A 25,015-nucleotide genomic window follows, 5' to 3' on the forward strand; every position below is an offset into this window, starting at 1 on the left:
AGGATTTCCGGTTTGGTGGCAGCGGTCGGGATCAGTTCGACCAGGTGCATGTAGCGCGGCGGGTTGAAGAAGTGCACGCCGCAGAAGCGCGCTTTCAGTTCAGCGTCGAAACCTTCCGACAAGGCAGTGATCGACAAACCCGAAGTGTTGGAAGCGAAGATCGCGTTTGGCGCAATATGCGGCGCGACTTTCTTGTACAGGTCATGCTTCCAGTCCATGCGCTCGGCAATCGCTTCGATGATCAAATCGCAGCCGGCCAGCACATCCAGGTTGTCTTCGTAGTTGGCGACTTCGATCAGCGCGGCATCGTCCTTGTTGCCCAGCGGCGCCGGGCTGAGTTTTTTCAGGTTCTCGATAGCGCGCAGGACGATGCCGTTTTTCGGACCTTCCTTGGCTGGCAGATCGAACAGTACGACCGGCACCTTGGCGTTCAGACAGTGGGCGGCAATTTGGGCGCCCATCACGCCGGCACCCAGAACGGCGACTTTTTTAACGATGAAATTGGACACTGTTGTCTCCTGGTTGGTTGAGGAAAGAGCGATTCGGATTAGATCGAATCAGGTATTGCGCTATCTCTTTCCCGCAAAAATAAAAATACAAATTCTGCTGCAAAGGCTGCACGATGAATTTTGGAAGCCTGGGCCTCCAGATTCATCTTGCAGTAAGAATTAAAACAAGTCAGCGTCTAGCGCCATCAAGCTGGCCGAACCGGAACGCGCCTGGCGAATCAGCATTGCCGTTTCCGGCAGCAGACGGGCGAAATAGAAACGTGCGGTCGCCAGCTTGGAAACGTAGAACTGGTCGCCCGAGTCTTGCTTGGCGAGCGCGATCTTTGCCATTTGCGCAAAGAAGTAGGCATACACCAGATGGCCAACCACGCGCAGGTAAGGCACCGCTGCGGCGCCAGCTTCGTCAGGATTCTGGAAAGCCTTCATACCGATTTCCATGGTCAGCTTGCTGACCTTGTCGCCCAGATCGGCCAGTGGCGTGATGAATTCCGACAGCGCTTCGTCGGCGCCGTTCTCTTCGATGAAAGCCTGCACCTTGGCGCCGAATTTCTTCAGCTTGGCGCCGTTGTCCATCAACACCTTGCGGCCCAGCAGATCAAGCGATTGGATGGTGTTGGTGCCTTCGTAAATCATGTTGATGCGGGCGTCGCGTACATATTGCTCCATGCCCCATTCGGCGATGAAACCGTGGCCGCCGTACACCTGCATGCATTCCGAAGTTGCGGTCCAGGCGTTGTCGGTGATGAAAGCCTTGACCACCGGCGTCAGCAGCGCGACTTCATCAGCCGCATCTTTGCGCACTGCTTCGTCCGGGTGGTTCAGTTCCTTGTCCAGCTGCAGCGCGACGTAAGAACAGAATGCGCGTGCGCCTTCTGCATACGCTTTTGCGGTCAGCAGCATGCGCCGCACGTCTGGGTGGACGATGATCGGATCGGCTGGCTTGTCCTTGGCCTTGATGCCGGACAGGCTGCGCATCTGGATCCGGTCTTTGGCGTAAACCAATGCGTTTTGGTAGGCGATTTCTGTCAGCCCCAGGCCTTGCATGCCGACCCCGAGACGGGCTGCGTTCATGAACACGAACATCGCGTTCAAACCCTTATGCGCATCGCCGATGATCCAGCCGGTAGCGCCGTCCAGATTCATCTGGCAAGTCGAATTGCCGTGGATGCCCATTTTTTCTTCGATCGCGCCGCAGGTGATCGGATTGCGTGCACCCAGCGAGCCGTCTGCATTCGGCAGGAATTTCGGCACCAGGAACAGCGAGATGCCTTTCGAACCTTCCGGTGCGCCTGGCAAACGCGCCAGCACCAGATGCAGGATGTTGGCCGACATGTCGTGTTCGCCGGCCGAGATGAAAATCTTGCTGCCGGTGATCTTGTAAGAACCGTCGTCCTGCGGCTCGGCTTTCGAGCGCAGCAGGCCGAGGTCAGTGCCGCAATGGGCTTCGGTCAGGCACATGGTGCCGGTCCATTCTCCGGACACCAGCTTCGGCAGGTACAGCGCTTGCTGCTCTGGCGTGCCATGGGCGTGCAGGCATTCGTAAGCGCCGTGCGACAAACCCGGGTACATGGTCCAGGCCTGGTTCGACGAATTCATCATTTCATAGAATGAATTGTTCATCACCAGCGGCAGGCCCTGGCCACCGAATTCCGGATCGCATGACAATGAAGGCCAGCCGGCTTCCACATACTGCTTATAGGCTTCCTTGAAGCCCTTAGGCGTGGTCACGGTGTGCGTCGCCTTGTCGTGACGGCAGCCTTCGCGATCGCCGGAATGGTTCAGCGGGAACAGCACTTCAGAAGTGAACTTGCCGCCCTCTTCCAGCACCTGATTGATGATGTCGGCATCGATCTCGGCATGCTTTGGCAACTGCTTCAGTTCATCTTCTACATGCAGCAACTCGTGCATGACGAATTGCATATCCCGCAGTGGCGCGACGTATTGACCCATGGTGCTCTCCTGATGATTGGATTTATTGGATTGATTCGATCAAGCCGCCGTTTTGGCAGCGATTTTTTGATTCGTTTGTGCGGATTTCTTTACAGCCGAAAGCGGCTTGGCGTTGCGATAACTGTCAATCAGGCGATCAAAGCCTTTTTGAGCGCGCTCCACGCTGCCGGCTTTTTTCAGGAAACGTGCATCGTGATGCAAGCCCAGGATCAAGCCGTACATCTCGTAGACCAGCTGGTCGGCGTCGGTATCGGCACGCAGATGACCGGCTTCGATTGCTTGCACCGCGCAACGATGCAAAGCCTGCTGCCAGGTCCGCACCATGGTCACCAGCTGCTCGCGGATTTCACCGGGACGGTCGTCGTACTCCACCGCGCCGCTGATATAGATGCAACCGGAGGCGATCTCAATCGTCACCTGCCGGATCCAGCGCGCAAACATGGCTTCCAGGCGCGGCAGGCCGCGTGCTTCCTTGATGCTCGGATAGAACACTTCCTGTTCGAACTGGCGGTGGTACAGCTTCACCACTTCGATCTGCAGATCTTCGCGCGAGCCGAAATGGGCAAACACGCCGGATTTGCTCATGTTCATCTTTTCGGCCAGCAAGCCAATCGTCAGACCTTCAAGGCCGTCCCGGCTCGCCAGCGTGATGGCGACGTCCAGAATCGCTGCGCGCGTCATTTCGCCTTTACGCATGAATTTCGGCGGCATGTCAGTATGTGCCACGATAGTCCTGTCTCTGTCTGGTTATGTCTGAATAATAAGCCTGGATAAATTCAGCGTCGGCTTGCTTGACGGCTGATGCCAGCAATAATGCGAACGCTCGTACTATTATGCACCAGAATCCAAATGTCAAACAGCGACTTAGAGGGGCAGTTCTACCGAGAGCTGATTCGAAATTTAACGGAGGCTTAACGGAGGCTTAATAGACCACCAACAGGTCACGATTTATACGGCCTGGCTCAGAGAACCGGCGCTTGCAAATGTTCCGGGCATCTTCAAACTAGCGGGAAAATTGCGCGAAAGCGATATCAAATCGCCATCAGATAATGGTTTGCTATGATTGCGTCTTATCCAGCAAACGGCGGTCGCGCTTGGTCGGCCGCCCTTTGATCTGCATCGTCGGTTCGCGGAAGAACTTGCGGTCTTCCGCCAGCGCAGCGCGGCGGGCCACGCTTTCTTCCGTTTCCTGATACAGCGTCTGCGCAATCGCCGCCGCACTGCGCTTATCGGCCAGTTGCAGCACCACCACCTGCCAGACGCTGGCGCCATTATCGATCGCCAGGATATCGCCGGTCTTGAGATTTCGCGCCGGCTTGGTACGCTCATCGTTCAACCTGACCTTGCCGCTATCGATGGCGTCGCTCGCCAGCGTGCGGGTCTTGAAAAACCGCGCCGCCCAAAGCCATTTGTCGATACGTACTGCTTCGACTGTTTTACTCATGCTGTGATCTGCCGTCTGTATCAATGGTCCGCGCACAATGGTCCGCACCGTGCGTTTAAACCGGGTTATCGATATCGATGAATTGATGTTGCAAGCCGAAGCGCTCAGCCAGATGGCGGCCCAGGGCTTGCACGCCGTAACGTTCGGTGGCGTGATGGCCGGCCGCCAGGTAAGCCACGCCGGCTTCACGCGCCAGATGCACGGTCGGTTCGGAAATCTCGCCGCTGATGTAGACCCCGGCGCCGGCGGCAATCGCATCGCCCAGCAAGTTTTGCGCAGCGCCGGTGCACCAGGCAATTTGCGCCAAACGCTGGGACGGGTCGCCGATCAGGACCGGGGCACGATGCAGCTGGCGTTCGATCAGGCCCGCCAGCTCACCCACCGTGCTTACCTGCGGATCGCTCACGCGTCCCAGCCAGCCCAGATTATCCTCGCCGAAGCGGCCGTTGGGCAGCAGCCCCAGCTGCTGTGCCAATTGCACATTGTTGCCGAACTCCGCATGGGCATCGAGCGGTAAATGATAGGCAAATAAATTGATATCGTGCGTTAACAACAATTTCAGACGCTTATATTTGGAACCGATGACACGCGCATCCTCGCCGCGCCAGAAATAGCCATGGTGCACCAGGACCGCGTCTGCGCCGCTGTCCACGGCGGCCTCCAGCAAAGCAAGGCTGGCGGTGACGCCGGTGACCAGACGCCTGATTTCAGGCCGTCCTTCCACCTGCAAGCCATTTGGGCAATAATCACGGAACTGTGTAATATTTAATGCTTCGGCAAGATACTCTGCCAGTTTGATACGACTCACCGGATTTACCGATTTTTGGCTCACGATTTTCGACTCCCGATTTTCGACTCCCGATTTCTGATTTCCGATTTTTTGATTCCCGACTTCCGACCCCACTTAAGACTTCACTATGCGACGTTTCTGGCTGTTATTTGCGCAAACCATCACCATCGGTTTAGCGATCTGGTTCATTGTAACGACCTTGAAGCCGGATTGGATAAACGGCGCCCTGACCAGCTCGCCCTTGCATATCTCCGCCTCCAAGATACCGCTGCAAGAAGCAGCGCCGGGAACCCCTGCGCCGGGTTCGTATCGTCAGGCCGCGCAACGGGCGATGCCGTCGGTGGTCAATGTGTTCACCAGCAAAGACGCCAAGCCGGTCAGCCCTGAAGTGCTGGAGGATCCTCTGCTCCGGAAGTTTTTCGGCGATCGCGGCGACGATGCGGAAGAGAAGCAGTCCAGCCTCGGCTCAGGCGTTATCGTCAGTTCGCAAGGCTATATCCTGACCAATAACCATGTGGTCGAAGCTGCCGATGAAATCGAAGTGGCGCTGGCCGACGGCCGCACCGCCAACGCCAAGGTGGTCGGCACCGATCCGGAAACCGACTTGGCGGTGATCAAGATCGATATGCCGAACCTGCCTGCGATCACCCTGGGCCGTGCCGACCAGGCCAGCGTCGGCGACGTCGTGCTGGCCATCGGCAACCCGTTTGGGGTCGGTCAGACCGTCACGATGGGAATTATTTCGGCGCTGGGCAGAAGTCATCTTGGCATCAATCAGTTTGAAAACTTCATCCAGACCGACGCCGCGATCAATCCCGGCAATTCCGGCGGCGCCTTGATCGACACCAACGGCAACCTGATCGGCATCAATACCGCCATCTATTCACGCACCGGCGGCTCGCTCGGGATCGGTTTCGCGGTGCCCATGACTACCGCAAAAGCCGTGATGGAATCCATCATCAACACCGGCCACATGGTGCGCGGCTACATTGGCGTAGAACCGCAGGACATCACGCCGGAACTGGCGGAAAGCTTTGGCCTGAACAGAAGCACCGGCGCCATCATCGCCGGCGTGATCAAGAATGGCCCGGCCGACAAGGCGGGCTTGAAACCGGGCGATATCCTGGTGGCGATCGAAGGCAAGCCGATCGCCGACAGCACCGACATGACCAATCTGATTGCCCAATTGCAGCCTGGCAGCAAGGCAAAATTGACGGTATTGCGCAAAACCAAGGAAACTACGGTAGAAGCCATTATCGGCAAGCGGCCGCCGATGAAACGTGAGACAGAATAAATGGGCCAGGCTGCCCGCCCGCAATCGCACAAAGGAAACACGCAATGCACGTACGTGATCTGACCCAATACCTCGCCGAACTGTCGGAGAACAACAACCGGGCCTGGTTTGTGATGAACAAGCCGCGCTACGATATCTTGCGCGCAGAATTCCTCGAACTGGTGGTGCGCCTGATCGCGCAGATCAGCAAATTCGATCCGGCGATTGCCGGCTGCAATCCAAAAAAAGCACTGTTCCGGATTAACCGCGACATGCGCTTCTCGCACGACAAGAGTCCTTACAAGACCTATTTCTCGGCATCCATCACGGCCAGCGGCCTGAAGAAACCCAGCCAAGGCGGCGGCCCTGCTTATTATTTCCATATCGACGCCAGCGGCACCTTGCTTATCGCCGGCGGCGAATACATGCCGCCGGCCGACCGCTTGCGGGCGATCCGCCAGCAAGTGGTCGCCGATGCCAGCGGCTTTGGCAAGCTGTTGAAAAACAAGAAATTGATGGCGACTTACGGGAATTTGCAGACCGAGGGCCAGCTGACGCGTCCGCCCAAAGGCTTCGACGCGGACTCGCCGCACATCGAATATATCAAGCTGAAAAACTTTATCGTCTGGAAAGAGCAGGCGCTGAAGAAGATGTTGTCGGACGCGCTGGAGAAAGAACTGGTGGCGGGCTTTAAAGACGCCTACCCGCTGGTAAGCTGGTTACGGCAGATCAAGACCCCGATCGCCGAGTGATGTTGGGCGCTGAGCGGCCAGGCAGCCGCTCAGCGGGTTCAGATGCTCTCTTCCGATTCAGCCGGCGCCTGCGTCGCTTTGACGAACAGCGGCGCCACCAGCAAGCCGATCTCGTACAGCAGGCATAGCGGTACGGCCAGCAGCAACTGGCTCATGATGTCCGGCGGCGTCACCACTGCTGCTACCACGAAGGCGCCCACAATCACATATGGACGGATCGATTTCAGCTTTTCCAGCGAAACCAGGCCCATGCGCACCAGCACGATCACCACGATAGGCACTTCGAAAGTCATGCCGAAGGCGAGAAACATGGTCATCACGAAATCGAAATAACTATCGATATCCGGCGCCACCGAGACCGACTTCGGCGCAAAATTGTTAATGAAGCGGAAGATCACGCCGAACACCAGGTAATAGCAAAAGGCGACGCCGGTGATGAACAATACAGACGATGAAATCACCAGCGGTGCGATCAGTTTCTTTTCATGCGCATACAAGCCTGGCGCAATAAACGCCCACAACTGGTACAGCACCCACGGCAGGGCGATGACAAAAGCCAGCAGCAGAGTCACCTTGACCGGGATCAGGAACGGCGTGATGACGCCGGTGGCGATCATCTTGCTGCCCACCGGCAAAGCCGCCAGCATCGGCGCCGCCAGCAAATCGTAGATATGCGCGGCCCAAGGCATCAGGCACAGGAAGACCACGATCACCGCGATCGACGCCTTCATGATGCGGTTACGCAATTCCACCAGATGCGAAATGAACGTCTCTTCGACGCCGCCGGTTTTCTCGAAACCGCTGGTTTTCTGTTCTTCAGTCATGGGAGCACGGTGTTTTGCAAACAAACGGATCTGCGGATATCAGCATTGGCCTCGATTGCCTTGAGGCGATGCGTGAAATCATGAAAAAAATGAACCGGACGTCTTGCCTTGGCTGGCCGGGCGATATTTGGCAACGCGTGCGGCGCCGGACAAGACGCGCGCCTTTTGGCCGCTTTGTTGTTTGTACCAGGCGGGAATGGCGCTGGTGCGCGCCAGCTTTTTCTTGCGAAAACTCTTGGCCTTGATCGCCAGTTGCTCGACATTGAAACTGTCGGCGGAGGAGCTGACGCTGCTGCTATCGTTCCAGGCGGCGTGCAGCGAGTCTTTGGCATCTGACACGCTACTAGATATGCTTTGCTCGATATCGTTGGCGGCTTCCTGCACCTCTTGCTGCATCTTGCGCAATTCTTCCAGTTCAATCTCACGACTGACTTCCGATTTGACTTCATTGATGTAGCGTTGCGCACGGCCGAACAGAGACCCCGCCATGCGGGCTACGGTCGGCAATTTCTCCGGCCCGATGACAACCAGTGCAACGACGCCGATCAGAGCGAGTTTAGTAAGACCAATATCGATCATGGAGAGCTGCGGCAAACCTTAAGTCGGGCCGGCGTCATACGCATGCGCCGGCAACCATGACTCAGTTGCCGGACTTGTCCTTTTCTTTGGCGGCGACATCAATCGTCGGCTTGTCAGTGGCGGCCGGCTTTTCTTCCTCGCCCTTGACGCCGTCCTTGAAGCCTTTGACTGCCTTGCCCAGATCGGAACCCATGTTGCTGATTTTCTTGGTGCCAAATACCAACATGACAATAACCAGCACGATCAACCAGTGCCAAATGCTGAACGAACCCATTTCTTTCTCCTTGTCGGACAATCGCCCGATCCTGCCAAATAAAATTAACCGTTAAGTTAACCGTTAAGCCCTTGCCAACCCTCTGCAGTTGTCGCTGCCGCTGAACGCGAATCCAGCGGATTCAGCGCTGTCCGCGCCACGGCCTTGGTCCGCCAATGACGTGCATATGCAAATGGTACACCTCTTGGCCGCCATCAGGCCCGACGTTGAACATCGTCTTGTAGCCGCCGCTGGCGTGGCCTTGCCCGTCCAGCTGATAACCGCAGCCCTGTTCTTGCGCCAGACGCGGCGCCAGCAGCAGCATTTTACCCAACAAAGCAGCGTGCGCCTCATTACAATCGGCGAGAGTCGGGATGTGCTGCTTGGGCACAATCAGGAAATGGATAGGCGCGGCCGGATTAATGTCATGGAAGACGATCAGGTCATCGTCTTCATAGATCGCTTTTGTAGGAATCTGCTTGGCAGCAATTTTGCAAAAAATACAATTTTCCAAATTATCTCCGGGTCTTAGACGATTCTTCAACGCTGCTTAAACGATTCAGATCTTGCCTTGATCAGTTTCCTGCTGCTCGCGCACCGTCAGCTTGCGATTGGCTTTCTCTTCGATCCCGGACAAACCTTCGCGCCGCGCCAGTTCCTGCAGCACATCTTGCGGTGTCAGATTGAACTGGGCCAGCATGATCATCGAGTGGAACCACAGATCGGCGCATTCGTACAGCACATGGGAAACGTCGCCGTCCACCCGCGCGTCCTTGGCCGCCATCACGGTTTCCGTGGCTTCTTCGCCGATTTTTTTCAAAATCGCATCGTCGCCCTTGGAGAACAGACGGGCGACATACGATGTTGCAGGGTCGCCGCCGTTTGCTGGTTTGCGCGATTCAATGACCGCAGCCAGGCGTTGTAGAGTTTCACTCATGATTGTTTCAGATCCGCTGATGGTTCAAGGTTGCTTGTAAATATCATCCGGCTCTTTCAACACCGGTTCGACCGCTTCCCAGCTCTTGCTATCGTTTTCAAATTTCTGAAAGAAGCAGGAATGGCGGCCGGTGTGGCAGGCGATGTCGCCGGCCTGGGTCACTTTCAGCAACACCACGTCCTCATCGCAATCGAGGCGGATTTCATGCACTTTCTGCACATGGCCGGACTCTTCGCCCTTGTGCCACAGTTTCTTGCGCGAGCGGCTCCAGTAAACCGCCTCGCCCAACGCCACGGTCTTCGCCAAAGCGTCGCGATTCATCCAGGCGAACATCAATACGTCATTCGACCCGAGCTCCTGGGCAATCACCGGCACCAGGCCATGCTCGTCCCATCTCACCTTGTTTAACCAGAGTGCGCTCATGCTAGCCTCATTGGAATCTGTTGTGCCGCCATGAATCGCTTGGCTTCCTGCACAGTATGTTGACCATAGTGGAAAATGCTCGCTGCCAGCACTGCGTCGGCACGCCCGATCTTGATGCCGTCAGCCAGATCCTGCAAACCGCCGACGCCGCCGGAGGCGATCACCGGAATCGTCACGGCGTTGGAGACGCTGCTGGTCAAGGCCAGATCGAAACCGACCTTGGTGCCGTCGCGGTCCATGCTGGTGAGCAGGATTTCACCGGCTCCCAGTTGCTCCATCTTTTGCGCCCATTCGATCGCATCGAGGCCGGTGGCCTTGCGCCCGCCATGGGTAAACACTTCCCATTTGCCCGGCGCGACCTGCTTGGCGTCGATCGCGACCACGATACATTGCGAACCGTACTTGGCGGCGGCGTCGGCCACCAGTTGCGGATTGGTGACCGCGGAAGTATTGATGCCGACCTTGTCGGCGCCGGCGTTCAGCAAACGCCGCACGTCTTCCACGGCGCGGACGCCGCCGCCCACCGTCAGCGGGATAAAGACCTGCGAGGCGACCGCTTCGATGATCGGCAGGATCAGGTCACGGCCGTCGGACGAGGCGGTGATGTCGAGAAAGGTGATTTCGTCGGCGCCCTGCTCGTCGTAACGGCGGGCGATTTCCACCGGATCGCCGGCATCGCGCAGCTCAAGGAAATTGACGCCCTTGACCACCCGGCCGTTGGTCACATCGAGACAGGGACTGATACGTTTGGCGAGAGTCATGGCTGGCCAGCGTCGGGCTGCTCCGATAAGTCTTCGTCGCTGAATTCGCCGCTCAGTTCGTCAGTCAGTTCATCGGCCCGTTCCTGCGCCGAACGCAAATCAAGCGTGCCTTCATAAATCGAACGACCGCAAATCACCGCCTCGATGCCTTCATCCTGCACCGCGCACAGGGCCTCGACATCCTTGACGTTATGCACGCCGCCGGAGGCGATCACCGGGATAGTCATGCTTTGCGCCAGCTTGACGGTGGCTTCGATGTTGACGCCGCCCATCATGCCGTCGCGGCCGATGTCGGTGTATACGATCGAGGCGCAACCGTAGTCTTCGAATTTCTTGGCCAGGTCGATCACTTCGTGGCCCGACAATTTGCTCCAGCCGTCAGTCGCTACCTTGCCGTCCTTGGCGTCCAGGCCAACGATGATCTGACCTGGAAACGCGCTGCAGGCATCGTGCAAAAAGCCCGGATTCTTGACCGCGGCAGTACCGATGATGATGTAGCTCAGGCCGTCGTCGAGATAGCGTTCGATGGTGTCCAGGTCGCGGATGCCGCCGCCCAGTTGCACCGGAATTTCTTCGACGCCGTTGAGCACGGCGAACTCGCGCACCGCCTTGATGATGGCCTTGACCGCCGGTTCGTTCTTTGGCTTGCCGGCAAACGCGCCGTTCAAGTCAACCAGATGCAGGCGACGTGCGCCCTGTGCCAGCCAATGGCGGGCCATTTCGCCCGGATCGTCGGAAAACACAGTGGCTTGGTCCATATCGCCTTGTTTCAGGCGTACGCAGTGACCGTCTTTGAGGTCGATGGCAGGTATGAGCAGCATGGCTACAGTAGTATGAGGTCAGTTAAAAATCTGAATTAAGTATCGGAATAGATGCAGGAAAAAGCGCCGGAGAAACTCAAGGTTTCCATTGCACAAAGTTCTTGTACAACTGCAAACCGGCACTGGCGCTTTTTTCCGGATGAAACTGTGTCGCAAAAATATTATCACGGCCAACCGCGCAGCTAAACGCCGCGCCGTATTCGGTCTCGCCGAAAGTATGTGCCGCATTGGCCGGTTCGGCGTAATAACTATGGACGAAATAAAAATAATCCTGGTCGGCAACGCCATTCCAGAGCGGGTGAGACTGCGCCTGGCGGACTCGGTTCCAGCCCATCTGCGGCACTTTGAAGCGCGAACCGTCGTCTTGCAACTGGCCGTCCAGGCGGAAGCGCACTACCTTGCCGGGCAACAAACCCAGACCGGCGGTATTGCCCTCCTCGCTCAGGTCGAACAACATCTGCTCGCCGACGCAGACACCCAACAGCGGCTTGTTGCGCGCCGCCTCCAGCAAGGCTTCCTGCAGCCCGGATTCGCGCAAGCTGCGCATGCAATCCGGCATCGCGCCCTGGCCTGGCAAGACCAGCCGGTCGGCTGCCTGGATATCGGCAATCGTACCCGAAATAAGGACCTCGGCTTCCGGCGCTACCTGGCGCAGCGCTTGCGCCACCGAGCGCAAGTTGCCCATGCCATAGTCAACCACAACAATTTTGTTCATGATAAAGATTCAAATCCGGGGAAAAGTCCGGGTAAATAAGCTTTTGCGTAAGGGCCTTTGCGCCAAACACATCGCCAGTGAAAACCTGCAACACGCAGACGGCGGCAAGGGATCGAAGCGTCACATTACTGATTAAACCAGTGATTAATCAACTCTGCTTAAAGACTGCCTTTAGTCGAAGGAATGGTGCCGGCGGAACGCGGATCCAGCTCCGCGGCCATGCGTAGCGCGCGGCCAAAGGCCTTGAATACGGTTTCGCATTGATGGTGGGCATTTTCGCCGCGCAGGTTGTCGATATGCAAAGACACCAGTGCATGATTGACAAAACCCTGGAAAAATTCGTGGGTCAGATCGACGTCGAAGCCGCCTATCATGGCGCGCTTGAACGGTACGTGGAATTCAAGTCCGGGCCGGCCGGAAAAGTCGATCACCACGCGCGACAGCGCTTCATCCAGCGGTACATAACTGTGGCCATAGCGGCGGATACCCTTCTTGTCGCCGATCGCCTTGGCAAATGCTTGCCCCAAAGTAATGCCGACGTCTTCCACAGTGTGATGGGCATCGATGTGCAGGTCGCCATTGGCTTCGATATCCAGATCGATCAGGCCGTGCCGCGCAATCTGATCCAGCATATGGTCCAGGAACGGCACGCCGGTATTCAGTTTTTGCTGGCCGCTGCCGTCCAGATTGATGGAGACGCGGATTTGCGTTTCGTTGGTATTGCGCGTAATCGATGCAGTTCGAGGCGTAGACATGTTGAGCTTGAGACTAAAGTTGCTATGTGATGACGCACAGGCGTCGTGGAGGTAAGTGTACTAAATATTACCGCTTCTCCGCTATTGAAGCTTTGGGGCCGCACCGCCATTTTACCGGCATTTTCTGGCTTTCCAGCAAAGAGCCGCCCTTATAATCTTTATCGATGTTGCCATCTAAGGCAACATCAGGCCAGCGCCCGTTGGTCCGGCTCTTGACTATCCAGTTGCGCCAGCCGCTGTTCAATCAGCGCGCAATACTCCGGATTCAGTTCAAAACCGACAAACCGACGGCCGCAGCGGCGTGCCGCCACCGCAGTGGTGCCGCTGCCCATGAAGGGATCCAGCACAATTCCGCCCGGCGGACAGGATGCCTTGATCATGCGCTCGACGATTTCCAGCGGCTTCTGGGTCGGATGATCGGCCCGTTCGCGATGTTCGCGGTGCAGGCGCGAGACGCTCCAGACATCCTTCGGGTTGTACCCCAGCTCCAGCCATTTGGCGCCGACAAAAATCGAACGCGAACGGGCTTTCTTGGTTTCCGCGTCGTAAGGAATGCGGATGGCGTCAAGGTCGAAATAATAGTCTTTGGCGCAGGCAAAGAAACCAATCGTGTCGTGCACCGACGAAAAGCGCCGGGTGCCGCCGCCCATCGACGGCACCCGCCGGTCCCAGATGATTTCGTTATTCATGATCATGCGCTGCTTCAGCATGACGAAAATCTCGGGCGAGAAACGCCAGGTCAAAAAGATGTAGAGGCTGCCGTTCGGTTTCAGTTTCGGCAAGGCGGCGTCTATCCATTCTTCGCTCCAGCGCAGGTAGGCCGCCGTGTCGAGCTTGTCGGAATCGTTGCCGTAATCCTTGCCCAGGCCGTAGGGCGGATCGGCCAGCAGCAGGTCGACCGAACCGTCCGGGATACGCTGCAAACCTTGCAGCGCATCCTCACCATAGACGCGATCGATCCAGTCGTTGCTCATAGCTGCCACGTAGGCCCAACTGCAGCCGCTGTCATTGAGAACTATCTTTCAAGCGGTATTCTGCGGAGCGGGCATGGGCCTGCAAACCTTCACCGTACGCCAGTTCTGCCGCGACCTTGCCCAGTGTCTGGGCGCCGGCCTCGCTGATGTTGATGATGCTGGAACGCTTCTGGAAATCGTAGACGCCGAGCGGCGACGAGAAACGCGCCGTGCGCGAAGTCGGCAACACGTGATTCGGTCCGGCGCAGTAATCGCCCAGTGCTTCCGATGAAAAACGGCCCAGGAACATGGCGCCGGCGTGACGAATCTGCTCAGCCCAGCGCTGCGGATTTTCGGCAGAGATTTCCAGATGCTCAGCCGCGATGTAGTTGGCGATTTCGCAAGCTTGCGCCATGTCGCGCACCTGCACCAGCGCACCGCGATTGGTGAGCGAAGTGCGGATCACTTCATGCCGCGGCATCAGCGGCAACTGCCGGTTGATGCTGGCTTCGACGGCGGCGATATATGCGGCGTCCGGGCACAGCAGAATCGACTGCGCCAGTTCATCGTGCTCTGCTTGCGAAAACAGATCCATCGCGATCCAGTCAGGATCGGTAGTACCGTCGCACAGCACCAGGATTTCAGACGGCCCGGCAATCATGTCGATGCCCACCGTGCCGAATACCCGGCGCTTGGCAGCGGCGACATAAGCATTGCCAGGCCCGACAATCTTGTCGACCTGGGGAATGGTGGCAGTGCCGTAGGCCAGCGCAGCAACCGCTTGCGCGCCGCCGATGGTAAACACGCGGTCGACGCCGGCGATGGCGGCCGCCGCCAGCACCAGCGGATTTTTAATCCCGTCCGGGGTTGGCACCACCATGATGATTTCCTGCACGCCGGCGACCTTGGCCGGAATCGCATTCATCAATACCGATGAGGGATAAGCCGCCTTGCCGCCGGGGACGTAGATGCCGACACGGTCCAGCGGGGTGACTTTTTGTCCCAGCACGGTGCCGTCGGCTTCGGTGTAGCTGAAGCCGACGGAGCCGCACTCGATTTTCTGGCGCTGGTGATAGCTGCGCACGCGGTCAGCGGCGGTCTGCAAGGCGCTGCGGCGTTCAGGAGAAAGCTCGGCCAGCGCCGCCTGCAATTCCTGCCGGCCGATTTCCAGCAAGCTGACGCTGTTTGCGCTGAGGCGGTCGAAACGATTGGTGTATTCCAGCACGGCGGCGTCGCCACGTGCCTTGACGTCGGCCAGGATGCGCGCTGCGGCCTGGTCGATGGCTTCGTCTTCGCTCGCCTCGAACGCCAGCAGCGCAGTCAGTTGCGCCTGGAAATTCGGCAGTCCTGCATCGAGTTTTCTGATTGCTATGCTCATGTTGCTTCCAGTTTGCTATGTGCGGTTCCGTAACGGCGGCGTCTTATTGAACTGAAGCTTTTTCGAAAGCGTCCAGGATCGGCTGCAGCCGCTCGCGCTTCAGCTTCAAGGCGGCCTGGTTCACCACCAGCCGCGATGAAATATCCATGATGTGTTCGACTTCAACCAGATTATTGGCGCGCAAAGTGCCGCCGGTGCTGACCAGATCGACAATCGCGTCTGCCAGCCCGACCAGCGGCGCCAGCTCCATCGAACCGTACAATTTGATCAGGTCGACGTGCATGCCTTTAGCCGCGAAGTGTTCGCGTGCGGTCAGCAGGTATTTGGTGGCGACCCGCAAGCGCGCGCCTTGCCGGATCGCGCTAGCGTAGTCGAAGCCGGCCGAGACCGCCACCGACATGCGGCATTTGGCGATCTCCAGATCGATCGGTTGATACAGGCCCTCGCCGCCATGCTCCAGCAGCACGTCCTTGCCGGCCACGCCGAAATCGGCGGCGCCGTACTGCACATAGGTCGGCACATCGGAAGCGCGCACGATAATCACGTTCACCTGCGGATCGTTGGTCTGCAGGATCAGCTTGCGCGAGGTTTCCGGATCCTCGGTGACCTCGATGCCGGCCGCCTTCAGCAACGGCAAGGTTTCTTCAAAAATGCGGCCCTTGGACAGGGCCAGGGTTAACTTCTGGCTCATTTGATTCTTTCGATATTCGCGCCGACTGCCGACAACTTGCGTTCCATCTGATCGTAGCCGCGATCCAGATGATAGACACGCTCGATCAGGGTTTCACCCTGCGCCACCAGGCCGGCGATCACCAGCGAGGCAGAAGCGCGCAAATCGGTCGCCATGACCGGCGCACCGACCAGCTTGTCGACGCCTTTGATGATGGCGGTATTGCCCTGGACATCGATGGCGGCGCCGAGACGGTTCATTTCCTGCACGTGCATGAAACGATTTTCGAAGATCGTTTCGGTGACGTGGCTGGTGCCGTCGGCGATGCTGTTCATGGCCATGAACTGGGCTTGCATATCGGTCGGGAAACCCGGGTATTCGGTGGTGCGGAAGCTGACTGCCTTCGGCCGCGCCGCCATTTGCACGCGGATCCAGTCGTCGCCGGAAGTCAGGATCACGCCGGCTTCGCGCAGCTTGTCGAGCACAGCGTCGAGGATGTGGCTGCGGGTGTTTTTCAGCATGACGTCGCCGCCGGCAGCCGCCACTGCGCACAGGAAGGTGCCGGTCTCGATGCGGTCGGCAATTACCGAGTGCTCGGCGCCGTGCAGCTTATCAACGCCTTGAATCGTCAGGCGATCGGTGCCGATGCCGTCGATCTTCGCGCCCATCGCTACCAGCAGGTGCGCCAGATCGCTGACCTCGGGTTCGCGCGCGGCGTTTTCCAGAACCGTTTCACCATCGGCCAGGGTCGCCGCCATCAACAGGTTTTCAGTGCCGGTGACGGTAATCATGTCAGTCACGACACGCGTGCCTTTCAGCTTCTTGGCCTTGGCATGGATGTAGCCTGCTTCGATCGAAATCTCGGCGCCCATCGCCTGCAAGCCTTTGATGTGCTGATCGACCGGGCGCGAACCGATGCCGCAGCCGCCCGGCAACGACACCCGCGCCTCGCCGAAGCGCGCCAGCAGCGGGCCCAGCACCAGGATCGACGCACGCATGGTTTTCACCATCTCGTACGGCGCTTCCAGATTAGTAATGGCATCGCCTTGCAAGGTCACGAAATGGCCGTCCTGGGTCGCTTTCAATCCCATCTGGCGCAGCAGCTTCAAGATGGTCGATACATCGTGCAGGTTCGGCACGTTGCTCAGTTGCAGCTGGTCGGAGCTCAGCAAACCGGCGCACAGGATTGGCAGCGCCGCATTTTTTGCGCCGGAAATGGTGATTTCGCCGGAAAGGCGGTTGCCGCCTTTGATCAATAATTTATCCATGATTACTTCTCGCTGTAATTTATTCGTTGTATCTGGTCAGTTGGCGGCGGAATAATTCGCCGCAAGGTTAGCTGGACTGCTCTTAAATTTTGTCCTGCGACGAATCGAACTCTTCAGGGGTCAGTGTCTTCATCGACAAGGCATGAATTTCTTCGCGCATGCGGTCGCCCAGCGCCGCATAGACGATTTGATGGCGCTGTATCGGGCGTTTGCCGGCAAATGCCGCGGACACTATCACCGCCTTGAAATGCTGGCCGTCGCCTTCGACGTCCAGATGCGAACATTCGAGGCCGGCGGCGATGTAACTTTTAACGAGATCGGGTGTAGGGAACATAATCTTTTCTTACTTCTCTTTAAATTCAGTGGCGTATTCGGTGGCTTGCCCAGCGGCGTACTCAGTGTCTCAATTTATAGCCGCGTTTCAGCATCTGCACCGCCAGTATCGACAACAACACCAGAAACGCGCCGATCACCAGCAGGCTGATCAGCGGATTGACGTCGGACTGACCGAAAAAGCCGTAGCGGAAGCCATCGATCATATAAAAGAACGGATTCAAATGCGAGACGGTTTGCCAAAACGGCGGCAAGGAATGTATCGAATAAAACACGCCGGCAAGAAAGGTGGCAGGCATGATCAGGAAATTCTGGAACGCGGCCAGCTGGTCGAATTTGTCAGCCCAGATTCCCGCGATCAGACCCATGGTGCCCAGCATGGCAGCTCCCAACAGTGCGAAGATCACGATCCACCAAGGCGCTACAAACGACAAATCGACAAACCAGGCGGTAATCGCAAATACGCCCAGACCGACCGCCACGCCGCGTACCACTGCGGCCAGCACGTAACCGCCGAACAATTCCCAATGCGACAAGGGAGGCAACAGGACGAACACCAGATTGCCGGTCATTTTGGACTGTGTCAACGATGACGACGTATTGGCGAAGGCATTTTGCAACACGCTCATCATCACCAGGCCGGGAATCAGGAACGCGGTGTACTGCACGCCGGGATAGACTTCAACGTGATCTTTCAGGGTATGGCCGAAAATCAGCAGATACAACATCGCAGTCAGAATCGGGGCGCAAATGGTTTGCGTCGCGACTTTCCAGAAACGCAGTACTTCCTTGTAAAACAGGGTTTGAAAACCAACCATCATTTGACACCGCCCGCGCTGTATTCATCGGCAAAAACATTAAAGCCATTGGCGCTGACCTTGCTGTCCATGATCTGCAAAAACACATCTTCCAGATCGGCCTGCTGCAGCTGCATGTCTTCAATCACCGCGCCGGCCTGGCGCAAGGCGCCGAGAATGGGCTCGACATCGCCGTATTCATTGACCCGCAGCGAAAACCTGCCGCCGTCCGCATGCAATACCAGCGGCTGCAGCGCTGCCGGCAAACTGCCGCTGGACAGATGTATCAGCAGTTGCGAACCGGCGATGCGCTTGATCAGCGCCGAGGTCGAATCGAGCGCCACCACCTGGCCCAGCTTGAGCATGGCAATCCGGTTGCACTGCTCTTGCGCTTCTTCCAGATAGTGGGTGGTCAAGACCACGGTGTGGCCTTCGCGATTCAGGCGCGAAATGAAACGCCACAGGGTCTGCCGCAATTCGACGTCGACGCCGGCGGTCGGCTCATCCAGCACGATCACCGGCGGTTTGTGCACCAAGGCTTGCGCCACCAGCACGCGCCGTTTCATGCCGCCCGACAGGGCGCGCATATTGGTGTCGGCCTTGCTGGTCAGATCGAGGTTTTCCATCACCTCGTCGATCCACTTGTCATTGTTTTTCAAACCGTAATAGCCGGATTGCATGCGCAGCGTTTCGCGCACCGTGAAAAACGGATCGAACACCAGCTCTTGCGGCACCACGCCGAGATTGCGGCGCGCGGCGCGATAATCGCTGACGACATCGTGGCCATGAATCGTGACGTTGCCGGAATCGGGCCGGTTGAGGCCGGCGATGATCGAAATCAAGGTGGTCTTACCTGCGCCGTTTGGGCCCAGCAGACCAAAGAATTCGCCCTCTTCGATGGTCAGGGAAACGCCGCCCAGAGCCTGCAGGGACTGGTAACGCTTCTTGACATTGGTGATTTGAATGGCCGCCATAGTGCCTTGCTAAATATTCTTCAATTGGGGACGCCGCGGCAACGCTGCCGATTCCTCCGCTGGCGCCTTGCTGGCCCAGACCGGTGGCGTAACCCTTGATTATATTGGATTTTTGCTGCGGGGGCCGGGCGGCAACGACAAACCCGGCAAGCTGCTAGGAAGGGGAAAGGGAGAGCTCAATGATGCAGTGTACTGACGACAACAGTCGCAGCGGCGGGTGCTAGCAATTCGGTGACGCCGTACAACTCGATCAGGCTTTCCAGATTGGCCGGCAAGCTGGAAAAATGCAGGGTCAGCCCTTGATTGAGGGCGGCGCATTGCCATGCCAGCAAGGTAGCAACGGCGGCCGAGTCGACCGCCACCACATCGCCCAGATCGATCTCGGTCTCGCCCCCGGCGATCGCGCGCAAGCCCTCTTCCAGAGTGACTTTGGCGTTACCGACAGTAAGCGAGTGAGATGGTCTGAACATGATAGTCAATCAACTAATTATTTAAGGCCACGGGCAGCGCGCTGCTTGTTCTTGTCCGTCAGCACCTTGATCAGGCCGTCAATGCCGGATCTGCCGATTTCCGAGGCGAAAGTACCCTTGTATGATTCAACGAGCCAGGCGCCCAATACGTTGACATCATAAATCTTCCAGCTTGTGCCGGCTTTTTCCATACGATAATTCAACTGGATCGGCTCGCCGCGCGGCTGAATCACCTGCGAACGCACTTCGACGTCAGCATCAGCCGGATCGCCGCGCATTGGCTTGAAATCGATCTTCTGGTCGCGCACTTGCGACAACGCGCCGGAATAGGTGTAGATCAGCAAGCTGCGGAACTGGGTGATCAGCTGTTTCTTCTGATCATCAGTCGCATCGCGCCAATAGCGGCCGGCCGCCAGCGAAGTCATGCGCTCAAAGTCGACGTAAGGAATGATTTTTTCTTCGACCAAAGTCAGGATGTGCTTTTGATCGCCGCCCTGAATGCTTTTATCGTTCTTGGCGGTATCCAGCACGTCCTGGCTGATGCGCTTGACCAGCGCGTCGGGCGCTTCTTGCGCATGAGCAGCTGCGGTGAATAAGAGGCTGCCGACAGTCAGCGACAGCGCCAGGTATTTTTTCAGAATTTTCATGTATGTTTTAACAATCTCAATAGTTGTCAGAAGATGCCTTAGATGCGGCGTGTATGCAGCCCTAAGACGACAATTTCAAGCGCCGGTTCCAACCGGCGCCGATAATCATTCCGGTTTGGTCTTGGCCGGCTTGTCCGCCTTATCCCCGGTATCGTTGTCGTCGCTATTGCCGCGAATCTGGCTTTGACGGCGCTGGGTGTAGGCATCGCGCACAAATTCATACTTGTCCAGGGCTGCGTCCTCCAGCAACTCACCGGCATCCAGCAGATTGGCGCGCTTGTCGATCAAACGTACCACCGAACCGGTATTACGCCAACGCACCGGGTATTTGTATGACCATATGTCGCCGTAGAAATCGACCGGCAAGGCGGCAGCATCACGAATATTCGACGATCCGAACAGCGGCAGCACCAGGTAAGGACCGGAGCCGACGCCCCACTTGCCTAGCGTCTGGCCGAAATCCTTGTTGTGTTTTTGCAAGCCGGCTTCCGAGCCGATATCCAGCAAACCGCCCAGGCCAAGCGTGGAGTTCACTGCAACCCGCATCACGTCCGACGTGCCGTCTGCAACATTTCCTTGCAAAAAACCGTTTACCGAACTCCAGACATCGCCCAGATTACCGAAGAAGTTGTTGATGCCGGTCTGGACGAAGCTTGGCAGCCAGGACCGGTAAGCGGTGGCAACCGGTTTCAGGGCAACCTTGTCAAGCGTGTCGTTGAAGCTGAACATGGCGCGGTTGAAGCCCTCCAGCGGGTCTTGCGGATTGTTGGCCGTAGTGGCGCAGCCGGCCAGCGCTGCAACCAGGGCCAGCGAACCCAGGCGAGTCATGATTTTCATTGTTCCGTGTCCTTTACATCCGCAGCTTTGCTGTACAAGAACTGACTGATCAGATTCTCCAGCACAATCGCGGATTGCGTTAATTTAATACGATCGCCGGCAACCAGATTTTTGGTGGCGCCGCCCGGTTCGATACCGATATATTGCTCGCCTAACAAGCCTGCCGTCAGAATCTTAGCCGAACTGTCTTCTGGAAACTGATAGCGCTGGTCCAGATTCAAGGTCACCACCGCCTGGAAATTCTTGTCGTCGAAATTAATCGAAGCAACGCGTCCGACCACCACGCCGGCGCTTCTGACCGAAGCGCGTACCTTGAGGCCGCCGATATTGTCGAACTTGGTGGTTACCGGATAGGTTTTGTTGAAAGTCGAGCTGCTCAGGTTGCCGGCTTTCAGCGCCAAAAAGCCCAAAGCCAGTATCCCGACCAGAACAAATATGCCCACCCATACGTCTACGGTTTTTTGTTGCATGATTCATCACCTTAAAAATACCACCGCGAATAAAATCCCGGGAAGAAAATAGTAACGAGAAGTAAACGCGCTGCAGCGCTCAGTCCACGTCTAATTCACCACGCCTAATTCGCCGCGCAAATAATTAATTAAACATCAAAGCGGTCAGCAGGAAGTCCAGCCCCAATACCGCCAGCGACGCGATCACCACGGTGCTGGTAGTTGCCCTGGAAACCCCTTCCGGCGTCGGTTTCGCCTCATATCCCTGCCATACCGCAACGAAAGTCACGGCGACGCCAAATACGATACTCTTCAACACACCATTGGCGACATCTTGCCAGACATCCACTCCGCCCTGCATTTGCGACCAGAACGCCCCTTCGTCGACCCCGATCAGCTGCACCCCGACCAGGTAGCCGCCAAAGATACCCAAGGCGCTGAACAAGGCCGCCAACACCGGCATCGCCACCACGCCGGCCCAGAAACGCGGCGCCACCACTCTTTGCAGCGGGTCGACCGCCATCATTTCCATCGCCGACAATTGCTCGCCGGCTTTCATCAAGCCGATTTCCGCAGTCAGGGAAGTACCGGCGCGGCCAGCGAACAAAAGAGCCGTCACTACCGGCCCCAGTTCACGCACCAGCGATAGCGCCACCAGCAAACCCAGCGCCTGCTCGGAACCATATTTATTGAGCGTGTAATACCCTTGCAGACCCAGCACGAAACCGACAAACAAGCCCGATACGCCAATGATGATCAGCGAGTAATTGCCAATGAAATGGATCTGGTCGGTAATCAGCCGAGGACGCCGCCACAGGCCGAGCGAGGCGCGCAAGATCGCAAAGAACATGCGCGCAGCCATCCCCAGGCCGGTGACCGACTCGCGCAAGGTGCGCCCTATCGCAGCCAGGCAATTGCTTACAAACTTAGTTACGCCATTACGCATTAAGCCTGCCCCTTCAATCCCATATCCTCGGCCAGCGACTTGCCCGGATAATGGAATGGCACCGGACCATCGGGTTCGGCGTTGACGAATTGTTTCACGTACGGATGGGTCGACGCCTGCATCTCTGCCGGCGTGCCTTGCGCCACGATTTCTCCCTGCGACAGGAAATACACATAGTCGGCAATGCCGAACGATTCATGGACGTCGTGCGACACCAGGACGCTGGTCGAACCCAGCGCGTCATTCAGCTTGCGAATCAGATTAGCCGTCACGCCCATGGAAATCGGATCGAGGCCGGCGAACGGCTCGTCATACATGATCAGCGACGGATCCAGCGCGATGGCCCGCGCCAGCGCTACCCGCCTGGCCATGCCGCCGGAAATCTCGGACGGCTTCAGTTGCGCCGCATTGCGCAAACCTACCGCATTCAATTTCAACAGCACCAGCCTGTTTAATAACTCTGGCGACAAATCGGTATGCTCGCGCAGCGGAAACGCTACATTCTCAAATGCAGTGAGGTCGGTAAACAACGCCCCGCTCTGAAACAACATGCCCATCTTGCGCCGCAGCGCATACAAGGCAGGGGTCGACAGTGTGTGCACCGTTTCGCCGTCGACCTTGACGCTACCAGCCTGCGGACTCAACTGGCCGCCGATCAGCCGCAATATAGTGGTCTTGCCGGAACCTGAACCGCCCATGACGGCGATCACTTTGCCACGCGCAAAGTCCATGTTGAGACCCGATAAAATCGACCTCTCTCCATAGCTAAATTGCAGATCACGAATTTCGACGATATTTGCCACACCATCCACCGAATAAATCAAAGGGGCTATTGTAGTGCAAATGCGACAATCGTTCAGAGCCAGGCAATAGTAGATAGTCTGACATGTGCCGCCATTACAACAGTTTGACTATTGCCTGAATGCATGAGCAAAACATCCGTTGCAGAAAAAAGAGCACGCCGGTGTTGCCACTGACATGCTCTTTCTTTAGGTGCAGCAAGACCGCTGCGGTAATTGCTTTGGCTATCGTTGCGACAACATTAACGCGGCAATACGGAGGCCCCCATCAGGAACTCATCGACTGCGCGTGCGCATTGGCGGCCTTCGCGGATGGCCCAGACCACCAGCGACTGGCCGCGCCGCATGTCGCCGGCTGCGAACACTTTATCGGCTGAGGTCTTGTAGCAGGCGTCGCCGTCGGTAGTAGCCTTGGCGTTGCCGCGCGCATCCTTGTCGACGCCAAACGCTTCCAGCACCTGCGCCACCGGCGACACGAAACCCATGGCCAGGAACACCAGGTCGGCCTTCATTTCGAATTCGGAATTGGGCACTTCCTGCATCTTGCCGTCTTTCCATTCGACGCGGGCGGCGATCAGTTTCTCGACCTTGCCGTTCTTGCCTTCCAACCGCTTGGTGGCCACTGCCCAATCACGATCGCAACCTTCTTCATGCGAGGACGAAGTGCGCAGCTTGGTCGGCCAGTAAGGCCATACCAGCGGCTTGTTTTCCTGCTCAGGCGGCTGCGGCATCAGTTCAAACTGCTGGATCGATAGCGCGCCCTGGCGGTTGGAAGTGCCGACGCAATCGGAACCGGTATCGCCGCCGCCGATCACCACCACGTGCTTGCCGCCGGCCAGGATCTGATCCTTGACCTTGTCGCCGGCGTTGATCTTGTTTTGCTGCGGCAGGAAATCCATGGCGAAATGCACGCCCTTCAGTTCACGCCCCGGCACCGGCAGGTCGCGCGGCTGCTCAGCGCCGCCGGCAATCACCACGGCGTCGAATTCAGCCTTCAATTCTTCCGGAGAAACGGTCTTCTTGGCCCAGTTGTTCACATTGGCAGGGAAATCCTTGCCGACCAGAACGCCGGTGCGGAAAGTCACGCCTTCTGCTTCCATCTGCTCGACGCGGCGGTCGATATGCGATTTCTCCATCTTGAAATCGGGAATCCCGTAACGCAGCAAACCGCCGACGCGATCGCTCTTTTCAAATACGGTGACATCGTGGCCGATACGCGCCAGCTGCTGCGCCGCCGCCAAGCCGGCAGGGCCGGAACCTACCACGGCGACCTTCTTGCCGGTTTTGACCAAGGCCGGTTGCGGCACGATCCAGCCGTTTTCCCAGCCCTTGTCGACAATGAAATGCTCGATCGACTTGATGCCCACCGGGTCGCTATTGATGCCCAAGGTACAGGCGCTTTCGCAGGGCGCCGGACAGATACGGCCGGTGAACTCCGGAAAATTATTGGTCGAGTGCAGAGTCTCCAGCGCCTCGTGATAAGCGCCGCGATACACCAGATCGTTCCAGTCCGGAATGATGTTATTCACCGGGCAACCGTTGTTGCAGAAAGGAATCCCGCAATCCATGCAGCGCGCGCCCTGGGTCTTGGCTTCGTCATTGCTCAGACTCAGGATGAACTCCTTGTAATGCTTCTTGCGCGTCAGCGGCGCTTCATACGTTTCGCCGACCCGCTCAAACTCCATAAAACCCGTTACTTTTCCCATT

31 protein-coding genes are annotated in these 25,015 nt (G+C 57.4%); 2 read left to right on the plus strand and 29 right to left on the minus strand.

Annotation, left to right across the window (positions count from 1 at the left end; all coding sequences use genetic code 11):
* The 5 genes from KHU33_RS02745 to KHU33_RS02765 form a co-directional block, all read right to left on the minus strand.
* Positions 1–509: 3-hydroxyacyl-CoA dehydrogenase family protein (locus tag KHU33_RS02745; RefSeq protein ID WP_211460982.1), on the minus strand; the 509-nt coding region annotated here is incomplete at its 3' end.
* 159 nt (positions 510–668) lie between these two features.
* The gene (locus KHU33_RS02750; RefSeq protein ID WP_211460983.1) at positions 669–2,459 is read right to left on the minus strand and encodes an acyl-CoA dehydrogenase C-terminal domain-containing protein; all 1,791 of its coding nucleotides are present in this window, start codon (positions 2,457–2,459) and stop codon (positions 669–671) included.
* Positions 2,460–2,498: 39 nt separating this feature from the next.
* Positions 2,499–3,155: a TetR/AcrR family transcriptional regulator gene (locus tag KHU33_RS02755; RefSeq protein WP_211461050.1), complete on the minus strand. Its 657-nt coding sequence runs from the start codon at positions 3,153–3,155 to the stop codon at positions 2,499–2,501.
* Positions 3,156–3,516: 361 nt separating this feature from the next.
* A complete protein-coding gene (locus KHU33_RS02760) occupies positions 3,517–3,903 on the minus strand; it encodes an RNA-binding S4 domain-containing protein (protein WP_211460984.1) in 387 nt (128 codons plus the stop codon).
* A 55-nt stretch (positions 3,904–3,958) separates the two neighbouring features.
* Positions 3,959–4,711 (minus strand): Nif3-like dinuclear metal center hexameric protein, encoded by a 753-nt coding sequence (locus KHU33_RS02765; RefSeq protein WP_329956013.1) that lies wholly within the window; start codon positions 4,709–4,711, stop codon positions 3,959–3,961.
* Positions 4,712–4,820: 109 nt separating this feature from the next.
* Between KHU33_RS02765 and KHU33_RS02770 the strand changes: the two genes are divergently transcribed.
* Together KHU33_RS02770 and KHU33_RS02775 are read left to right on the plus strand one after the other, a co-directional pair.
* A complete protein-coding gene (locus KHU33_RS02770; RefSeq protein ID WP_211460986.1) occupies positions 4,821–5,987 on the plus strand; it encodes a Do family serine endopeptidase in 1,167 nt (388 codons plus the stop codon).
* A 44-nt stretch (positions 5,988–6,031) separates the two neighbouring features.
* A complete protein-coding gene (locus tag KHU33_RS02775; RefSeq protein ID WP_211460987.1) occupies positions 6,032–6,718 on the plus strand; it encodes a DUF2461 domain-containing protein in 687 nt (228 codons plus the stop codon).
* A gap of 38 nt (positions 6,719–6,756) precedes the next feature.
* Here KHU33_RS02775 and tatC read toward each other — a convergent pair whose 3' ends face one another.
* From tatC to KHU33_RS02895, 24 genes are all read right to left on the minus strand, one after another.
* The gene (tatC, locus tag KHU33_RS02780; RefSeq protein WP_211460988.1) at positions 6,757–7,542 is read right to left on the minus strand and encodes a twin-arginine translocase subunit TatC; all 786 of its coding nucleotides are present in this window, start codon (positions 7,540–7,542) and stop codon (positions 6,757–6,759) included.
* Positions 7,543–7,620: 78 nt separating this feature from the next.
* Positions 7,621–8,121, minus strand: coding sequence for a Sec-independent protein translocase protein TatB (gene tatB, locus KHU33_RS02785; protein ID WP_211460989.1), 501 nt, complete (start codon positions 8,119–8,121; stop codon positions 7,621–7,623).
* 61 nt (positions 8,122–8,182) lie between these two features.
* Positions 8,183–8,395: a Sec-independent protein translocase subunit TatA gene (gene tatA / locus KHU33_RS02790; protein ID WP_211460990.1), complete on the minus strand. Its 213-nt coding sequence runs from the start codon at positions 8,393–8,395 to the stop codon at positions 8,183–8,185.
* Positions 8,396–8,516: 121 nt separating this feature from the next.
* A complete protein-coding gene (locus tag KHU33_RS02795) occupies positions 8,517–8,888 on the minus strand; it encodes a histidine triad nucleotide-binding protein (protein WP_211460991.1) in 372 nt (123 codons plus the stop codon).
* Between the two features lie 45 nt (positions 8,889–8,933).
* Positions 8,934–9,311 carry a phosphoribosyl-ATP diphosphatase gene (locus KHU33_RS02800; RefSeq protein WP_211460992.1) on the minus strand — a complete coding sequence of 126 codons (378 nt, stop codon included), beginning with the start codon at positions 9,309–9,311 and terminating at the stop codon, positions 8,934–8,936.
* A 24-nt stretch (positions 9,312–9,335) separates the two neighbouring features.
* Positions 9,336–9,734: a phosphoribosyl-AMP cyclohydrolase gene (hisI, locus tag KHU33_RS02805; RefSeq protein ID WP_211460993.1), complete on the minus strand. Its 399-nt coding sequence runs from the start codon at positions 9,732–9,734 to the stop codon at positions 9,336–9,338.
* Positions 9,731–10,495 (minus strand): imidazole glycerol phosphate synthase subunit HisF, encoded by a 765-nt coding sequence (hisF, locus tag KHU33_RS02810; RefSeq protein WP_211460994.1) that lies wholly within the window; start codon positions 10,493–10,495, stop codon positions 9,731–9,733. Before hisF ends, hisI begins: the two co-directional genes overlap by 4 nt.
* Complete coding sequence (hisA, locus tag KHU33_RS02815; RefSeq protein ID WP_211460995.1) at positions 10,492–11,316, minus strand: 1-(5-phosphoribosyl)-5-[(5-phosphoribosylamino)methylideneamino]imidazole-4-carboxamide isomerase; 825 nt, start codon at positions 11,314–11,316, stop codon at positions 10,492–10,494. Before hisA ends, hisF begins: the two co-directional genes overlap by 4 nt.
* 76 nt (positions 11,317–11,392) lie before the next feature.
* On the minus strand, positions 11,393–12,031 hold the full coding sequence (gene hisH, locus KHU33_RS02820; protein ID WP_211460996.1) for an imidazole glycerol phosphate synthase subunit HisH: 639 nt from the start codon (positions 12,029–12,031) through the stop codon (positions 11,393–11,395).
* A gap of 158 nt (positions 12,032–12,189) precedes the next feature.
* On the minus strand, positions 12,190–12,786 hold the full coding sequence (hisB, locus tag KHU33_RS02825; RefSeq protein ID WP_211460997.1) for an imidazoleglycerol-phosphate dehydratase HisB: 597 nt from the start codon (positions 12,784–12,786) through the stop codon (positions 12,190–12,192).
* A 185-nt stretch (positions 12,787–12,971) separates the two neighbouring features.
* On the minus strand, positions 12,972–13,760 hold the full coding sequence (locus KHU33_RS02830) for a DNA-methyltransferase (protein ID WP_211460998.1): 789 nt from the start codon (positions 13,758–13,760) through the stop codon (positions 12,972–12,974).
* 31 nt (positions 13,761–13,791) lie between these two features.
* Positions 13,792–15,117: a histidinol dehydrogenase gene (gene hisD, locus KHU33_RS02835; protein WP_211460999.1), complete on the minus strand. Its 1,326-nt coding sequence runs from the start codon at positions 15,115–15,117 to the stop codon at positions 13,792–13,794.
* A 43-nt stretch (positions 15,118–15,160) separates the two neighbouring features.
* The gene (hisG, locus tag KHU33_RS02840) at positions 15,161–15,808 is read right to left on the minus strand and encodes an ATP phosphoribosyltransferase (protein WP_211461000.1); all 648 of its coding nucleotides are present in this window, start codon (positions 15,806–15,808) and stop codon (positions 15,161–15,163) included.
* Positions 15,805–17,055: a UDP-N-acetylglucosamine 1-carboxyvinyltransferase gene (gene murA, locus KHU33_RS02845; protein WP_211461001.1), complete on the minus strand. Its 1,251-nt coding sequence runs from the start codon at positions 17,053–17,055 to the stop codon at positions 15,805–15,807. The genes hisG and murA overlap by 4 nt, the downstream gene beginning before the upstream one ends.
* A gap of 82 nt (positions 17,056–17,137) precedes the next feature.
* On the minus strand, positions 17,138–17,389 hold the full coding sequence (locus KHU33_RS02850) for a BolA family protein (protein ID WP_211461002.1): 252 nt from the start codon (positions 17,387–17,389) through the stop codon (positions 17,138–17,140).
* A gap of 61 nt (positions 17,390–17,450) precedes the next feature.
* Entirely contained in the window at positions 17,451–18,206 is a 756-nt protein-coding gene (locus KHU33_RS02855) for an ABC transporter permease (RefSeq protein WP_211461051.1), read from the minus strand.
* Positions 18,206–19,159: an ABC transporter ATP-binding protein gene (locus KHU33_RS02860; protein ID WP_211461003.1), complete on the minus strand. Its 954-nt coding sequence runs from the start codon at positions 19,157–19,159 to the stop codon at positions 18,206–18,208. The genes KHU33_RS02855 and KHU33_RS02860 overlap by 1 nt, the downstream gene beginning before the upstream one ends.
* Before the next feature lie 176 nt (positions 19,160–19,335).
* On the minus strand, positions 19,336–19,629 hold the full coding sequence (locus tag KHU33_RS02865; protein WP_211461004.1) for an STAS domain-containing protein: 294 nt from the start codon (positions 19,627–19,629) through the stop codon (positions 19,336–19,338).
* A gap of 17 nt (positions 19,630–19,646) precedes the next feature.
* Complete coding sequence (locus tag KHU33_RS02870) at positions 19,647–20,276, minus strand: MlaC/ttg2D family ABC transporter substrate-binding protein (RefSeq protein WP_211461005.1); 630 nt, start codon at positions 20,274–20,276, stop codon at positions 19,647–19,649.
* A gap of 105 nt (positions 20,277–20,381) precedes the next feature.
* Complete coding sequence (locus KHU33_RS02875) at positions 20,382–21,113, minus strand: MlaA family lipoprotein (protein ID WP_211461006.1); 732 nt, start codon at positions 21,111–21,113, stop codon at positions 20,382–20,384.
* A complete protein-coding gene (gene mlaD / locus KHU33_RS02880) occupies positions 21,110–21,583 on the minus strand; it encodes an outer membrane lipid asymmetry maintenance protein MlaD (RefSeq protein WP_211461007.1) in 474 nt (157 codons plus the stop codon). Before mlaD ends, KHU33_RS02875 begins: the two co-directional genes overlap by 4 nt.
* Positions 21,584–21,707: 124 nt before the next feature.
* Entirely contained in the window at positions 21,708–22,508 is an 801-nt protein-coding gene (mlaE, locus tag KHU33_RS02885; protein WP_211461008.1) for a lipid asymmetry maintenance ABC transporter permease subunit MlaE, read from the minus strand.
* Positions 22,508–23,311, minus strand: coding sequence for an ABC transporter ATP-binding protein (locus KHU33_RS02890; RefSeq protein ID WP_211461009.1), 804 nt, complete (start codon positions 23,309–23,311; stop codon positions 22,508–22,510). Before KHU33_RS02890 ends, mlaE begins: the two co-directional genes overlap by 1 nt.
* Before the next feature lie 239 nt (positions 23,312–23,550).
* The gene (locus tag KHU33_RS02895) at positions 23,551–25,014 is read right to left on the minus strand and encodes a glutamate synthase subunit beta (RefSeq protein ID WP_211461010.1); all 1,464 of its coding nucleotides are present in this window, start codon (positions 25,012–25,014) and stop codon (positions 23,551–23,553) included.
* Position 25,015 lies beyond the last annotated feature (1 nt).

Source organism: Collimonas silvisoli (assembly GCF_018305005.1).
Taxonomy (GTDB): Bacteria; Pseudomonadota; Gammaproteobacteria; order Burkholderiales; family Burkholderiaceae_D; genus Collimonas; species Collimonas silvisoli.

Coding starts and splice junctions, on each gene's coding strand:
- KHU33_RS02750 (WP_211460983.1), bottom strand. CDS start 2,459: ATGGGTCAATACGTCGCGCCACTGCGGGATATGCAATTCGTCATGCAC.
- KHU33_RS02755 (WP_211461050.1), bottom strand. CDS start 3,155: ATGCGTAAAGGCGAAATGACGCGCGCAGCGATTCTGGACGTCGCCATC.
- KHU33_RS02760 (WP_211460984.1), bottom strand. CDS start 3,903: ATGAGTAAAACAGTCGAAGCAGTACGTATCGACAAATGGCTTTGGGCG.
- KHU33_RS02770 (WP_211460986.1), top strand. CDS start 4,821: ATGCGACGTTTCTGGCTGTTATTTGCGCAAACCATCACCATCGGTTTA.
- KHU33_RS02775 (WP_211460987.1), top strand. CDS start 6,032: ATGCACGTACGTGATCTGACCCAATACCTCGCCGAACTGTCGGAGAAC.
- tatC (WP_211460988.1), bottom strand. CDS start 7,542: ATGACTGAAGAACAGAAAACCAGCGGTTTCGAGAAAACCGGCGGCGTC.
- tatB (WP_211460989.1), bottom strand. CDS start 8,121: ATGATCGATATTGGTCTTACTAAACTCGCTCTGATCGGCGTCGTTGCA.
- tatA (WP_211460990.1), bottom strand. CDS start 8,395: ATGGGTTCGTTCAGCATTTGGCACTGGTTGATCGTGCTGGTTATTGTC.
- KHU33_RS02800 (WP_211460992.1), bottom strand. CDS start 9,311: ATGAGTGAAACTCTACAACGCCTGGCTGCGGTCATTGAATCGCGCAAA.
- hisI (WP_211460993.1), bottom strand. CDS start 9,734: ATGAGCGCACTCTGGTTAAACAAGGTGAGATGGGACGAGCATGGCCTG.
- hisF (WP_211460994.1), bottom strand. CDS start 10,495: ATGACTCTCGCCAAACGTATCAGTCCCTGTCTCGATGTGACCAACGGC.
- hisA (WP_211460995.1), bottom strand. CDS start 11,316: ATGCTGCTCATACCTGCCATCGACCTCAAAGACGGTCACTGCGTACGC.
- hisH (WP_211460996.1), bottom strand. CDS start 12,031: ATGAACAAAATTGTTGTGGTTGACTATGGCATGGGCAACTTGCGCTCG.
- hisB (WP_211460997.1), bottom strand. CDS start 12,786: ATGTCTACGCCTCGAACTGCATCGATTACGCGCAATACCAACGAAACG.
- KHU33_RS02830 (WP_211460998.1), bottom strand. CDS start 13,760: ATGAGCAACGACTGGATCGATCGCGTCTATGGTGAGGATGCGCTGCAA.
- hisD (WP_211460999.1), bottom strand. CDS start 15,117: ATGAGCATAGCAATCAGAAAACTCGATGCAGGACTGCCGAATTTCCAG.
- hisG (WP_211461000.1), bottom strand. CDS start 15,808: ATGAGCCAGAAGTTAACCCTGGCCCTGTCCAAGGGCCGCATTTTTGAA.
- murA (WP_211461001.1), bottom strand. CDS start 17,055: ATGGATAAATTATTGATCAAAGGCGGCAACCGCCTTTCCGGCGAAATC.
- KHU33_RS02850 (WP_211461002.1), bottom strand. CDS start 17,389: ATGTTCCCTACACCCGATCTCGTTAAAAGTTACATCGCCGCCGGCCTC.
- KHU33_RS02855 (WP_211461051.1), bottom strand. CDS start 18,206: ATGGTTGGTTTTCAAACCCTGTTTTACAAGGAAGTACTGCGTTTCTGG.
- KHU33_RS02860 (WP_211461003.1), bottom strand. CDS start 19,159: ATGGCGGCCATTCAAATCACCAATGTCAAGAAGCGTTACCAGTCCCTG.
- KHU33_RS02865 (WP_211461004.1), bottom strand. CDS start 19,629: ATGTTCAGACCATCTCACTCGCTTACTGTCGGTAACGCCAAAGTCACT.
- KHU33_RS02870 (WP_211461005.1), bottom strand. CDS start 20,276: ATGAAAATTCTGAAAAAATACCTGGCGCTGTCGCTGACTGTCGGCAGC.
- KHU33_RS02875 (WP_211461006.1), bottom strand. CDS start 21,113: ATGAAAATCATGACTCGCCTGGGTTCGCTGGCCCTGGTTGCAGCGCTG.
- mlaD (WP_211461007.1), bottom strand. CDS start 21,583: ATGCAACAAAAAACCGTAGACGTATGGGTGGGCATATTTGTTCTGGTC.
- mlaE (WP_211461008.1), bottom strand. CDS start 22,508: ATGCGTAATGGCGTAACTAAGTTTGTAAGCAATTGCCTGGCTGCGATA.
- KHU33_RS02895 (WP_211461010.1), bottom strand. CDS start 25,014: ATGGGAAAAGTAACGGGTTTTATGGAGTTTGAGCGGGTCGGCGAAACG.